This window comes from Mucilaginibacter sp. PPCGB 2223 (genome assembly GCF_001705515.1).
Classification (GTDB): domain Bacteria; phylum Bacteroidota; class Bacteroidia; order Sphingobacteriales; family Sphingobacteriaceae; genus Mucilaginibacter.
This window is the reverse complement of record NZ_MDJS01000004.1, coordinates 219,576-232,719: the sequence shown is the minus strand read 5'-3', so window position 1 is coordinate 232,719 and position 13,144 is coordinate 219,576. Positions and strand designations below refer to the sequence as shown.

11 protein-coding genes and 1 pseudogene are annotated in these 13,144 nt (G+C 44.8%); 10 read left to right on the top strand and 2 right to left on the bottom strand.

Annotated elements, in window-relative coordinates; genetic code table 11:
• Positions 1-112 precede the first annotated feature (112 nt).
• The gene (ettA, locus tag BEL04_RS19310) at positions 113-1,795 is read right to left on the bottom strand and encodes an energy-dependent translational throttle protein EttA (protein ID WP_066006550.1); all 1,683 of its coding nucleotides are present in this window, start codon (positions 1,793-1,795) and stop codon (positions 113-115) included.
• 154 nt (positions 1,796-1,949) lie between these two features.
• Positions 1,950-2,474, bottom strand: coding sequence for a hypothetical protein (locus BEL04_RS19305; RefSeq protein ID WP_066006548.1), 525 nt, complete (start codon positions 2,472-2,474; stop codon positions 1,950-1,952).
• 228 nt (positions 2,475-2,702) lie between these two features.
• Between BEL04_RS19305 and BEL04_RS19300 the strand changes: the two genes are divergently transcribed.
• The 10 genes and pseudogenes from BEL04_RS19300 to BEL04_RS24630 form a co-directional block, all read left to right on the top strand.
• Positions 2,703-3,722, top strand: a complete 1,020-nt coding sequence (locus tag BEL04_RS19300) for a hypothetical protein (protein ID WP_066006546.1) — start codon at positions 2,703-2,705, stop codon at positions 3,720-3,722.
• 767 nt (positions 3,723-4,489) lie between these two features.
• Complete coding sequence (locus tag BEL04_RS19290) at positions 4,490-5,143, top strand: sensor histidine kinase (RefSeq protein WP_175404118.1); 654 nt, start codon at positions 4,490-4,492, stop codon at positions 5,141-5,143.
• Positions 5,144-5,595: 452 nt separating this feature from the next.
• Positions 5,596-5,781: a hypothetical protein gene (locus BEL04_RS24455; protein WP_066006542.1), complete on the top strand. Its 186-nt coding sequence runs from the start codon at positions 5,596-5,598 to the stop codon at positions 5,779-5,781.
• Positions 5,727-5,969 carry a pentapeptide repeat-containing protein gene (locus BEL04_RS24775; protein ID WP_175404117.1) on the top strand — a complete coding sequence of 81 codons (243 nt, stop codon included), beginning with the start codon at positions 5,727-5,729 and terminating at the stop codon, positions 5,967-5,969. The genes BEL04_RS24455 and BEL04_RS24775 overlap by 55 nt, the downstream gene beginning before the upstream one ends.
• 462 nt (positions 5,970-6,431) lie before the next feature.
• Positions 6,432-9,002, top strand: a complete 2,571-nt coding sequence (locus BEL04_RS19280; RefSeq protein WP_066006541.1) for an ATP-dependent Clp protease ATP-binding subunit — start codon at positions 6,432-6,434, stop codon at positions 9,000-9,002.
• 144 nt (positions 9,003-9,146) lie between these two features.
• Complete coding sequence (locus BEL04_RS19275; RefSeq protein ID WP_066006539.1) at positions 9,147-9,542, top strand: hypothetical protein; 396 nt, start codon at positions 9,147-9,149, stop codon at positions 9,540-9,542.
• Positions 9,543-9,754: 212 nt separating this feature from the next.
• A complete protein-coding gene (locus BEL04_RS19270; protein ID WP_066006534.1) occupies positions 9,755-11,071 on the top strand; it encodes a DEAD/DEAH box helicase in 1,317 nt (438 codons plus the stop codon).
• Positions 11,072-11,228: 157 nt separating this feature from the next.
• Positions 11,229-11,528 carry a septum formation initiator family protein gene (locus tag BEL04_RS19265; protein ID WP_066006533.1) on the top strand — a complete coding sequence of 100 codons (300 nt, stop codon included), beginning with the start codon at positions 11,229-11,231 and terminating at the stop codon, positions 11,526-11,528.
• An 86-nt stretch (positions 11,529-11,614) separates the two neighbouring features.
• On the top strand, positions 11,615-13,003 hold the full coding sequence (locus BEL04_RS19260; protein WP_066006532.1) for an SMI1/KNR4 family protein: 1,389 nt from the start codon (positions 11,615-11,617) through the stop codon (positions 13,001-13,003).
• Positions 13,004-13,028: 25 nt separating this feature from the next.
• Positions 13,029-13,118: pseudogene (locus BEL04_RS24630) on the top strand (septum formation initiator family protein); the annotation flags it as partial.
• Between the last annotated feature and the right edge of the window lie 26 nt (positions 13,119-13,144).

The following is a 13,144-nucleotide window of genomic DNA, read 5'->3' as shown; positions in this document are numbered from 1 at the left end:
TACAGTATCCTTGCTGACCTCCTTTGGGATAGAATTTTAACTTAAAGGCTCATCGTTTTTTTGAGCCTTTTTGCGAATAGCGATGGGTTTTAAACCCATCGCTATGATAGGCTTACCCCTGCAGCTTTTTGTATTTGATACGTTTGGGCGTAATATCGCCGAGGCGTTTTTTGCGGTTCTCTTCGTAGTCGCTGTAGTTGCCTTCGAAGAAGTAGACCTGCGAGTCGCCTTCGAATGCCAGGATGTGGGTACAGATACGATCGAGGAACCAGCGGTCGTGGCTGATGATGACGGCGCAGCCTGCAAAGTTTTCCAGGGCTTCCTCTAAAGCGCGCAGCGTGTTTACATCGATATCGTTGGTGGGCTCATCCAGCAGGAGCACGTTCGAGCCTTTTTTCAGCGTGATGGCCAGGTGCACGCGGTTGCGCTCTCCGCCCGAAAGAACACTGATCTTTTTCTGCTGATCGGCGCCGTTAAAGTTGAACTTGGATACGTAGGCGCGCGAGTTGAGCGGGCGGTTGCCTAATAAAATATTCTCGTTGCCGCCGGTAATGTTTTCCCAAACCGATTTTTCGGGGTCGAGGTCGTCATGCATCTGGTCGACATAACCCAGGGCCACCGTTTCGCCTACGCGGAAGGTGCCGGCATCCGGCTGTTCCTGGCCGGTAATGAGGCGGAATAAGGTGGTTTTGCCCGCACCGTTCGGGCCGATGATACCAACAATGCCAGCGGGTGGTAATGCAAAGCTCAGGTTTTCGAATAATATCCTGTCGCCATACGCTTTGGTAACATTATTGGCTTCGATCACCACGTTACCCAGGCGCGGGCCGGGCGGGATGAAGAGCTCCAGTTTTTCTTCGCGTTCCTTGCCATCCTCGGCGGCCAGTTTTTCGTAGTTTGATAAACGTGCCTTGCCTTTGGCGTGGCGGGCCTTGGGCGCCATGCGCACCCATTCGAGCTCGCGCTCGAGGGTTTTCTGGCGTTTGCTTTCGGTTTTTTCTTCCTGGGCCAGGCGTTTGGCTTTCTGATCGAGCCATGACGAGTAATTGCCTTTCCATGGGATGCCTTCGCCGCGATCGAGTTCCAGTATCCATCCGGCAACATTATCGAGGAAGTACCTGTCGTGCGTTACGGCAATAACGGTACCTTTATATTGTTTAAGGTGCTGCTCCAGCCAGTCGATAGATTCGGCGTCTAAGTGGTTGGTAGGCTCATCCAGCAGTAATACATCTGGTTCTTTTAACAGCAGTCGGCATAGGGCCACGCGGCGGCGCTCGCCACCCGATAGTACCGAAATTTTGGTGTCCGGGTCGGGGCAGCGCAAGGCATCCATGGCGCGCTCTAATTTGGTATCGAGCTCCCAGGCGTTAACTGCGTCGATCTGATCCTGCAGTTCGCCCTGGCGGGCCATCAGTTTGTCCATGGCATCGGCATCCTCGTAAACTTCGGGCAGGCCGAATTTTTCGTTGATCTCTTCGTACTCCTTTAGTATGGCAGTGATTTCTGATACACCTTCTTCAACCACTTCGCGTACGGTTTTGTTAGGATCCAGTTCTGGTTCCTGAGCTAAATACCCTACAGTATATCCCGGCGAAAAAACCACTTCGCCCTGGTATGATTTATCCAGCCCGGCGATGATCTTGAGTACTGAAGATTTACCGGAGCCGTTTAAACCGATAACCCCGATCTTGGCGCCGTAAAAAAACGAGAGGTATATATTTTTTAAAACCTGTTTTTGCGGCGGGTAAATTTTGTTTACGCCCGCCATCGAAAAAATGATCTTTTCGTCTGCCATAGTTTATCAATGTGAGGCGGTAAAGATAGGAAAGGATGGGGATGTGGTAAAGAGAGAGCTGGAAATAGTTTTGAGCAAGAATACACACAGCCTCAAATTAAAAAAGCCTGCGAAAGGGAATGAGCAGGCTTTTTAGACTGATAAAACGAGATGATTAATTTATTTTGATATAGAAGTATACAGATACGTTTTTTGGACGGGTTTCAGAGCCGCCAAAAGGCTGTACAGATACTACAACGTTATGATCGCCAAAATTCGGATCGCAGTTCCATTTTTCATCGCCGCCGTCGACATCATGCGTGCCATTCGAACCACAAACAGAACCGTTTATATGGCCGCTGGCAGTATGCGGGTGAAGTTTTAACATATCGGCCTGGTAATCGCCAGCTTTTCTGTTACTGTTGGGGTCATCTTCATCAGCGCTGGTTATTACCAATGCGGGCTGGCCAGGGCTGTAAATGGTATTTAATCCCCTTAAAAAACGCCCCCTCAGATCGGGTACTGTTAGGGTTCCGGTCAGTTCTGAAAGTTTTGAGTGTTCAATGTTGCGCCCATCGCAGGGTACATAAGATGAGTTTTGATTGTCAATTGCGGGGTTTTCCTGCATCACCTTGCATAATTGATCATAGTTTAACACTGACGAAATGATCGTTCCTAAAACTTGGTTTTGGTAAGACATGATTTTTAAACTTTATTGCCTACTCTCAATCCGTTTTCGGCTTTCCCGGGTTTTAATAGATTAAACTTCGGGGCTTGGGCAGAGATATATTACCTTGTTATTGCCTTTTTTAATAAGGTGTTTTTACGGTGTGTTAACGGGTGTAAATACGCTGATTTTGTGAATATTAATGAATGATATTTGAATATTGAATTAATTTATTATTTTCACACTTAAACCCCTAATGTTATGAAAAAGTTAGTATTTAGGATTTTCCTTGTGTGTTTTGCCATGTCCGGATACGCGCAAACCACCCCTACGACGCCACCGCTTTGGTGTTTAAACGGTTATACTCAAAGTGAAGCCATAAAGATGGTGAATGATTTTAAACAAAATAATCACGGGGCACCAACGCCCACCACTGTTTGGTTTGATATGGGTACAATAGGTGATATAAAAGCATTGTTAGAATCAGAAAAAACAAGGGTAAATAAGCCGGATGGGATAAGGTTATATTTTGGTTACGACGCCAATAGAGGTCAAAACACAGTTATTTTGGTCTCAACCTACACTAACGGACTTGATGCTAATGGAGCTATTTACCACAAAGATTATTTTGACCACGATCAGTCCCTTGTGCCTTCGAACAAAGGGAAAATCAGCAATGTAAAAACTGGTTCAGACGGAGCACTGTTATTCACGGTATGCCCAACATTAGGTCCGCCGCCGCCATGCCCTTGCTTGTGCATGGATGACGCGTACTACCAACCCGGCCCTAACCAGATAACCAGGAAATATGCACAAGAGATGGTTGGAAATTTTGGTAAATACCAATTTAACTCATCCTCTGAATGGTTCTCATTAGACGTTCTCAAAAACCTATATGATGTTAAATATACCGGCGTCAGGGTGTATTTTGCGAGGCGCACCCAGGATGATCTAAACCCAGATTATAGAGACAAGGATGCTTTTGTTTTGGAAAATACCAAAACCGTAATTGCAGGAACCACAAGGTATGAGCAAGATGTTTTTAACACCGGCGGCGTTACACCGGCCGGCAGATTTGCTCCAACGAAAATCAAGCCGCAAACTGTATATGCTCCTCTCATCAGTAGAATTAGAAGTAAGCTGGATGCAAAAACCAACGCGCAGCTATCAGATAAACAACTCCGTGCTTTTATTGATACTGATGGAGTGGACGAAGGAGAATTATGCCCCGACCATTGCGATACGTCATCACCACTATATATTAATATTACTCTTCCATAATAATTATATCCAATGTTATCATACATAACGCCCAATACGTTTGCTGAATTTGTTTGCTTTTTGATTGCAATAATATGCTTGAAAAAAGATTCAAATATTATTTGGAAAAGCATGATCCTGTTTTTGCTGATTACATGCATAACAGAAGTGGCCGGGATTTATGCGGCTAAAACTTATCATAATAACCATTGGGTTTACAATTTATTTTTGCCCATTGAAGCGAGCTTCACGTTGTTGATGTTTGGTAATTTATACAGGAAATACAAAAAGAGCAACTCCGTACTTGCCGGAGCTGCTCTTTTTATATGCATATATTTATACGATCTTATAAGCCACGGACTTTACAAATACAATTTTTTAACATTTACCACGATGTCGGTTGTGTTTGTTTTGTATAGTTTGTATTATTATTATCTGATCTTGTCTGACGATCAATATCTAAATTTGAAATACTCGCCGGAGTTTTGGTGGACGATGGGCGTTTTGTTCTTTTATTTTGGCAGCACAGTATGTAATATATTTAATGAAAGGTTGTATTCTGTAATGATAACATCAAATCATCACCTTAGTTATTTTGTTTTTAAAGCTCTTAATATCATATTGTATAGTTGCTGGAGTTATTCATTTTTTACAAAATGGCAAACGAGGATATCAGAAATATCGTAATAATTATAACCTTAATCTTCCTTATAGTGCCTGTTTTTACAGTAAATTATATATTTATATATAATCGCCGCAAAAAGCGCCATATCGAAGAAAAAGCCCAGATGCAATTAACTTTCGAAGAGGAAATTACCAAAACCCAGCTCGAGATCCAAGAGCAAACCATGCAAACCATCGGTGCAGATCTGCACGATAATATCGGGCAATTGTTGAGCCTTACTTCGTTAACGTTAAACTCTGTCGAGCTGGAGGAATCGCACAAAGCGCATCCCAAAATTAATGCTGCCATCGACCTGACTGCAAAATCGATTCACGAAATGCGCCTGTTGGGGAAATTATTGCAGGGAGATCAACTGGTTGGGCTGGGTTTGCCCGAGGCTATCCGCTACCAGGTGAGCTGGCTGGAGCGAACGGGGCAATACGAAATTATTTACAGCCAGGAATGCGAGATGCCTACGGAAAATAACCCGAATATAGATCTGATTGTATTTCGGATTTTGCAGGAGATACTGAACAATATCATCAAACATGCAAAAGCCACCCGCATCGTGGTTAAACTGGATCGCAAGGAAGAAAAACTGCAGTTGCGGATCGGAGATAACGGGGTTGGGTTTGATATGGATAATTTACCGTCCGGAAATGTGGGCATGGGCCTGCATAACATTCTAAAAAGAGCAGCTATAGTTGGGGGCGAAGTAGTGATCGACTCGGGAAAAGGTAAAGGTACACGGATTGACCTGATTATTCCGTATTCGTAAGGCTAACAGCTTTTTGCGAAATAATTCGTATATTTATTGTTATTTGTTAAAAGCGGAAGCGCGAAGCTAAAGCAGAAACGGCATCGAAATAATTCTTACAATTTCCCCCTCCTCTGTTTTTAAGGATTGAATGATTGAGTTTTGAATGATTGAATGGAAAGAGTTTTGTAAAAATACCCATAAATACCCATGTGCCTTTCAAAATTCAAAAGTTAAAATTCAAAACGTGCAGCTGGGTTTGGGGATGGTATCCGCGTTAAGGATTGCAGCAGATACCGGCCTTTGCGGTGGACTCAGGGCAGGCCGTGGCTAATGCCTGTGTAGTATGAGCGGAAAGCCTGGGCCGAAGGCAACGCCCAGAGAACCCTGACTGGAGGGGGATACCCGGCTTAAGGAATTTAGAAAAAGGTATAACTCTTTTTGTATGTTTAAATAACCATCGAAAAGTACTCATGACAGCAGAAGAATTTTTGCAGGTGTACAAAGTGGACAGCGACACTTTGAGGGCCTGGATTTTGAAGATGAAAAAGGGTTTTCAAACCAAAACTTCAGTGATGCTGTTTTTGAACATTGCTTTTTATATGTGGATTGCAGTAATACGGACTTTACAGGCGCAACGTTTGCAGATTGCAATTTAAAGGAGATAGACCTTAGAAACGCCAACCTAACTAACGCAACCATGACGAGATGTTTAGTTGAAAGTGCGTTATTTACTGGAGCTGATATTACTAATTTTAGATTTATTCAGAACTATTATTACGGACTTACGCTCAATCAAGACGACTTGGCTAAGTTGGTTGAAAATGAGCGAAGGCGTTCAGGATAACGCAATCCGCACACCGCCTATTCCGCCGTGGAAAATTTGTTTATAAATAAATGGTCAAAATTTTGCCCGGGCATATAATTTATTACACAAATAAATTAGTATTGCACTTAACTGATACAACCTTTGTGTTAATTGCGTCGTATGCCTTAATGGCAGTGGCGGTGACTTATTTACAGCAGGGTGTTAAATAATTAAACTGTTAAAGCACTTTTTACGTTAATTATTGTTGTAACAGGGAATAATTACCTGAAAACAAAGCAGGTGACCGGTAAAGGGAAGCCAGGGATATTGCGAAAATAATTGTTAATTTAAGGGCAAATTAAGGTTATATCATCATAATGTCTGGTTTTGGGGAATTGGTAAAAGGTTGGCAATATTGTTGATATGTTAGTGAATAAGCGTTCGTTTAATAGTAACAAATTATTAGATTAGAGCGTTTCAAAATTATTTGAAAGGATATATATGGAAGCTAAATTTTCGCCCCGCGTTAAAGATGTGATCTCGTATAGCAGAGAGGAGGCCCTGCGCCTTGGGCACGACTATATCGGGACCGAACATCTTTTATTAGGGCTTATCCGCGATGGGGACGGAGTAGCCATTAAATTGTTAAAAAGCTTAAACGTGGATACCGCCCGCTTACGCCGTGCTATCGAGGATGCTGTGAAAGGTACATCGGGTACGAACGTAAATATCGGCAGCATCCCGTTAACCAAACAGGCCGAAAAGGTTTTGAAGATAACTTACCTGGAAGCCAAGATATTTAAAAGCGATGTGATCGGTACAGAGCATTTGCTGCTGTCGATTTTGCGCGATGAGGACAACATCGCATCACAGATACTGATGCAGTTTAACGTGAATTACGAATTGTTTAAGGGTGAAGTTGAAACGCATAAAAATGATGTGACCGACGAAATGCCGGGCTCATCGACAGGAGGCGACGATGATTTCCGCGAGGAAGAATCATTCAGCCAGCCTAAAAAGGTGTCGGATATTAAATCGAAGACCCCTGTGCTGGATAACTTTGGCCGCGACCTGACCAAGGCTGCCGAAGACGGCAGGCTTGACCCGATCGTTGGTCGTGAAAAAGAAATTGAGCGTGTATCGCAGATCTTATCACGTCGTAAAAAGAACAACCCTATCCTGATAGGTGAGCCGGGCGTTGGTAAAAGCGCCATTGCCGAGGGCCTGGCATTGCGCATTGTGCAGCGCAAGGTATCGCGCGTGTTGTTTAACAAACGTGTGGTTACTTTGGATCTGGCTTCGCTGGTGGCAGGTACCAAATACCGCGGGCAGTTTGAGGAGCGGATGAAAGCCGTGATGAACGAGCTGGAAAAATCGCCGGATGTGATCTTATTCATCGACGAGATCCATACCATTGTGGGTGCGGGCGGTGCGTCGGGTTCGCTGGATGCATCGAACATGTTTAAACCTGCTTTGGCCCGTGGCGAGATACAATGTATTGGCGCAACTACTTTAGATGAATACCGTCAGTATATCGAGAAAGACGGCGCTCTGGATCGCCGTTTCCAAAAGGTAATGGTTGAACCGGCTACACCTGATGAAACGGTGGAGATATTGAGCCGCATTAAAGACAAATACGAAGAGCACCATGGTGTAACCTATACTCCCGAAGCTATTCTGGCTTGCGTTAACCTGACCGCCCGTTATATTACCGACAGGTTTTTACCGGATAAAGCGATCGATGCGCTGGACGAATCGGGTTCGCGCGTTCACTTAACCAATATCCATGTACCGCAAAATATACTGGATGTTGAGGCTAAGATCGAACAGATCAAGATAGAGAAAAACAAGGTTGTTCGCAGCCAAAAATACGAAGAGGCCGCCAAACTGCGCGATACCGAAAAGCATTTGCTTGAGGAACTGGAGCAGGCTAAAGCCATCTGGGAAGCCGAAACCAAATCAAAACGTTATACCGTTACCGAAGATAATGTTGCCGAAGTAGTATCGATGATGACCGGTATACCGGTACAGCGCGTTGGCCAGGCCGACAGCGCCAAGTTGCTGAACATGAGCGAAACCGTGAGCAGCAAGATCATCGGCCAGGATGCAGCCATCAAGAAACTCACTAAAGCTATACAACGTACCCGTGCCGGGTTGAAAGATCCGAAAAAACCGATCGGGTCGTTCATCTTCCTCGGTCCGACCGGGGTGGGTAAAACCGAGCTGGCTAAAGAACTTGCCCGCTTTATGTTTGATACGCAGGATGCCCTGATCCAGATAGACATGAGCGAATACATGGAAAAATTCGCGGTATCGCGTTTGGTAGGCGCGCCTCCGGGCTACGTGGGCTACGAAGAAGGCGGCCAGCTGACTGAAAGGGTACGCCGTAAACCATACTCGGTAGTGCTGCTGGACGAGATCGAAAAAGCACACCCGGATGTGTTCAATATTCTATTACAGGTACTTGATGAAGGCCAGTTAACCGATTCGCTGGGCCGGAAGGTTGATTTCAGAAATACGATCATCATCATGACCTCGAACATCGGCGCACGCCAGTTGAAGGATTTTGGACAAGGTGTTGGTTTTACCACATCGGCTAAAACCAACCAGGCCGACGCGCACTCACGCGGTGTGATCGAGAACGCTTTGAAACGCGCTTTCGCTCCTGAGTTCCTGAACCGTATCGACGATGTGATCGTATTCAACTCGTTAGGTAAAGAAGAGATATTCAAGATCATCGATATTGAGCTGGCCTCGTTGTTCGGCCGTGTTCACAGCTTAGGCTTCAAGATCGAGCTGACCGATGCCGCCAAAGAGGTGATCGCCGAAAAAGGTTACGACTCGCAGTTTGGCGCCCGTCCGCTGAAACGCGCCATCCAGAAATACCTGGAAGACCCGATTGCCGAAGAGATACTGAAAGGCGAGTTGGTTGAAGGCGACGTAATGGAAGTTGACTACGACAAAGAGACTGAAGAGATCAAAGTTGTAGGCAAACATTCGTCAAACATCGAGTTGAAAAAAGGTAAAGGCGAGCCGAAAGAGGAAAAGAAAGAAGAAGAGAAAAAGGACTAAACCCTTCTCGTTGGATAAAATAGCAAAGCCCGGCCAATAGCCGGGCTTTTTTTGTGCAGCCATGCAACCTTTCCCAAAAATTAGCGTCAAAAAAGGTAGAAGCGCCGATAAAACAAGACGCTCACATCTTTTGTACTTATACATATGAAACGCTACTTAACTTTATTATTGCTGCCATTACTGTTCATGGCGGCATCGTGTACCAAAACCCAAAACAACACCGTTGTGCCTAACCAAACCGTTTTTGCCAATGTAAGCAGCAGCAAATGGTCGACATCTGACGGTGGTAAAACCTATTCCGTCATTTTGAACGTGCCGCAGCTGGACAGCTATTCTAACCATTACGACGGGATTTTGGTTTACATTACTTTTGATGGTTCGACCTACGAGCAGATCGCCGAAGTTTATAACGGCATCGCTTACAGTTACAGCCATAATGTAGGCAGCCTCGAGATCGATATCCAGGCCGCGAATGGTACATCGACCATTACGCCGCCGGGTAGTTTGGGGGTGAAAATTGTATTGATACCATCGTCGTGAGATGATCGCAATGATGAATTGAAGCCCGGTACTGCCGGGCTTTTTTGTTGACCGTCGTCGGTTCAGTGAGAATAGCATTCGCATTCCAAATGCTTTCTCACAATAAAACCGTATCTTTGCGGCACAATACCCGTAAGGTCTCCCGGTCGCTGATCATTTAAACTCTTCAAAATACCGCTTGTTTCTGCGGGTTAACATATTATATATAGTACATGTCATTCGAAAATTTAAAACTAATTGAGCCTATCCTCAAGGCCTTAAAGAATGAGGGATATACTACGCCTACGCCTATACAGGCTCAAACCATACCTATTACCCTAAACCGTAAGGATGTGCTGGGTTGCGCCCAAACAGGCACCGGTAAAACAGCCGCTTTCGCCATACCTATTTTGCAGCTTCTTTACCAGGACAGGCTGCAGCATAAAGAGCAAAAAACCATCAAGGCCCTGATATTGACGCCTACGCGTGAACTGGCCATACAGATCGATGAAAGCTTTGCCGCTTACGGTAAATACACCGGTTTAAAACACCTGGTTATCTTCGGCGGCGTATCGCAAAACCCGCAGGTTGATGCGCTGAAAAAAGGCGTAGATATTTTAGTAGCAACCCCCGGCCGTTTGCTCGACCTGGTGAACCAGCGTTTTGTGCACCTCGACCATGTAAAGATACTGGTGCTCGACGAAGCCGACCGGATGCTGGATATGGGCTTTGTGCACGATGTAAAAAAGGTGATCGCCAAAGTACCGCAAAAAAGGCAGACGCTGCTCTTCTCGGCAACCATGCCTAAAGAAATACAGGAACTGGCCAACAGCATTTTGTATAAACCCGAAAAAGTTGAGGTTGCACCGGTATCATCAACGGCGGATACCATTCAGCAGTCGGTATACTTTGTCGATAAAAACGATAAGAAGCACCTCCTGATCCATATACTGAAGGATAAATCCATTGAGACCGTACTGGTGTTTACCCGTACCAAACATGGCGCCGATAAGGTAGTGAAGGACCTGGTAAAGGCCGGCATCACCGCCGAAGCCATCCATGGCAATAAATCGCAGAACGCGAGGCAGCGTGCATTGAGCAATTTCAAAAGCCGCAGTACGCGAGTACTGGTGGCTACAGATATTGCCGCAAGGGGTATCGATATCGACGACCTGACGCACGTGATCAATTACGAGATACCCAACATTCCCGAAACCTATGTGCACCGCATCGGCCGTACCGGCAGGGCAGGGGCAAGTGGCATAGCGTTTAGCTTTTGCGATGGAGAGGAAGAGAAGGAGTTTCTCAAAGATATCCATAAGCTGATCGCCAAAACCATCCCGGTTGTTGATGAACACCCTTTCCCGATGAAGCAGTTAAGCTTTACCGAAAGAGCGGCCCTGGCATTGGCCCAGCAAACGGCAAAGCAAGGTAATGGTAATAAACAAGGCAATAAGCAAGGCGGTGGTGGCAATCGTCGTGGCCGCGGTTTTGGCCGGACCGACAGACGAGGTAAAGGTAAAAAGCAAGGCGAAGCTAAAAAAGTGTAAGCCCTTGCCTGAGCGTTATTGCGAGGTACAGCCTGTACCCCGCAATAACGCTTTTAAATAGAATCATCTCACCCCAATGTTAACAAGTTAATAACCCCAACTTGCACAATTAAAAATACCCCGATAATTTTAAGCGAAATATATTTAACTTCGTTTTATGAAAAGGCTCATCGCTTTAGTTAAGAATAAATACTTCCTGGTAACGCTGGCGTTTGTGGTATGGATGGTGTTTTTTGATACCAATGACCTGTACTCGCAGTACCAGGGTTATAAGGACGTTAAAAATCTTCAGAAAGAACGCGATTATTGCCTTAAACAAACCGAACAGGTTAATAAGGACCTCGACGAGCTGAACTCGAACCCCGAAAAACTCGAAAAATTTGCCCGCGAAAAATACCTCATGAAAAAGGATAATGAGGATGTTTTTGTGATTGTGAGAGAGAAGAAACAGAAGTAATATAGCTTCGATACCACCCGCCCGTAAAACCAGGTAGAAGATGCGTTTAAGGCATTGATGCGTACTAAGCAAGAACGAGTATCGACATGGAGCAAATAGAGCGCATTCGGAAAAAACTCAAAGAAGCTAAAATTGCAGATAAAAAGCTTGGAGTATTCGGCGCCTGCAATCATAAATACATAGTTAATGAGCCTGTTACAGGTGCCGAACTTACGGCGTTTGAGCAGCGATACGGTGTGATTCTTCCGGCATGTTACAAAAGCTTTCTATTGCATATCGGCAATGGTGGCTACTCTTATTTCGATTCGTCCGCTGGTCCTTTTTACGGTATATACCCGTTAGGAAAAGGAGCAGACGAACTTGTTCTGGAGCCTGAAAAGTATTTGCAGCAGCAATGTATCCTGCACCCCGAAATGCAGAAAGAAGAATGGAACATGCTGTGCCGAACTATCAACGAAACCGAAAATATAAGCGACGAAGATTATGAAGCCGAATTAGGCAAAATATATTCGGGCGTTTTACCTATTGGCTCACAAGGTTGCACGTACATTCATGCTATAGTGCTAACTGGCCCGTATGCCGGCAAGGTTGTCAACTTAGATTTAGACCGGCAACACCCAAAGTTCACCTACGAAAATAATTTCCTGGATTGGTATGAGCGATGGTTAGATGAAGTGATATCGGGCGACCTGATAAAAGATACGCCAAGTTGGTTTGGATATTCGATAGGCGGTACCGACAAAATACTGCTGGAGAGGTTTTTTTCGACAACAAACGAAAAGAATAAACTGGATTGTTTGAAAGGTATACTTTCTAAATCCAAAATTCAGCCCGTCACGATCAATACTATTGAAGGGGTATATCCCGAAAGCGCCGGTGAAATCAGGCGGATCCTTCTGGAATTACTGACAAAGTTTGCCTATGTGAAAGCAAAACCATTTTTGGTAGATTATATCAGCATAGATATAGCTCACGTTTTTCAGTGCGTTTTTACGTACGCGAAAGAGAGAAGTGCCGAATGGCGGCCAATAATTGAAGCTAATATGGCGCTGATCAATGACCCGGAAGCATTTCGGTTTTGCGCCTATCTGCTGATCGAAATGAAATTTGATTTTGGTCCGTTGATTTTGCCTTTTATAACTTTTGATGACAGGGATATTAAAGTGACGGCCTTTTATGCACTGGGTACATTAAGTAATAAGCGACAGTATGTTGATGCATTTATTACAGGCCTGCACGATAAATCGAACAAAGTTGTCCATGCAGCTTTACAGGCATTGGAAAATGTGAAAGACCGGAAATTAATAGCACATTATCGGGACCTGGCCGACCGGTTCCCGGTTGAACAGGATTTTGTGCTGGTAAACTTGCAGCTCCGGCTTAAAGAATACGGGTTAACACTTGACAGCCTGCGCACGCCGCAGGATATCTATTTGGAACAACCATCTAAAAAATGGTTTCAGTTTTGGAAATAATCCCGACCAACCGAACCCGAACCCCGAAAAACTCGAAAAATTTGCCCGCGAAAAATACCTCATGAAAAAGGATAATGAGGATGTTTTTGTGATTGTGAGAGAGAAGAATAAGTAAGTCTGCAGGTCATAGGTCGGGAGTTC

What these genes read in the sequence shown, in the direction of transcription:
- BEL04_RS19260 (WP_066006532.1), top strand. Translation starts at nt 11,615, where the DNA reads ATGGAGCAAATAGAGCGCATTCGGAAAAAACTCAAAGAAGCTAAAATT.
- BEL04_RS19290 (WP_175404118.1), top strand. Translation starts at nt 4,490, where the DNA reads ATGCAATTAACTTTCGAAGAGGAAATTACCAAAACCCAGCTCGAGATC.
- BEL04_RS19305 (WP_066006548.1), bottom strand. Translation starts at nt 2,474, where the DNA reads ATGTCTTACCAAAACCAAGTTTTAGGAACGATCATTTCGTCAGTGTTA.
- BEL04_RS19265 (WP_066006533.1), top strand. Translation starts at nt 11,229, where the DNA reads ATGAAAAGGCTCATCGCTTTAGTTAAGAATAAATACTTCCTGGTAACG.
- BEL04_RS19270 (WP_066006534.1), top strand. Translation starts at nt 9,755, where the DNA reads ATGTCATTCGAAAATTTAAAACTAATTGAGCCTATCCTCAAGGCCTTA.
- BEL04_RS24455 (WP_066006542.1), top strand. Translation starts at nt 5,596, where the DNA reads ATGACAGCAGAAGAATTTTTGCAGGTGTACAAAGTGGACAGCGACACT.
- BEL04_RS19275 (WP_066006539.1), top strand. Translation starts at nt 9,147, where the DNA reads ATGAAACGCTACTTAACTTTATTATTGCTGCCATTACTGTTCATGGCG.
- BEL04_RS19300 (WP_066006546.1), top strand. Translation starts at nt 2,703, where the DNA reads ATGAAAAAGTTAGTATTTAGGATTTTCCTTGTGTGTTTTGCCATGTCC.
- BEL04_RS19280 (WP_066006541.1), top strand. Translation starts at nt 6,432, where the DNA reads ATGGAAGCTAAATTTTCGCCCCGCGTTAAAGATGTGATCTCGTATAGC.
- ettA (WP_066006550.1), bottom strand. Translation starts at nt 1,795, where the DNA reads ATGGCAGACGAAAAGATCATTTTTTCGATGGCGGGCGTAAACAAAATT.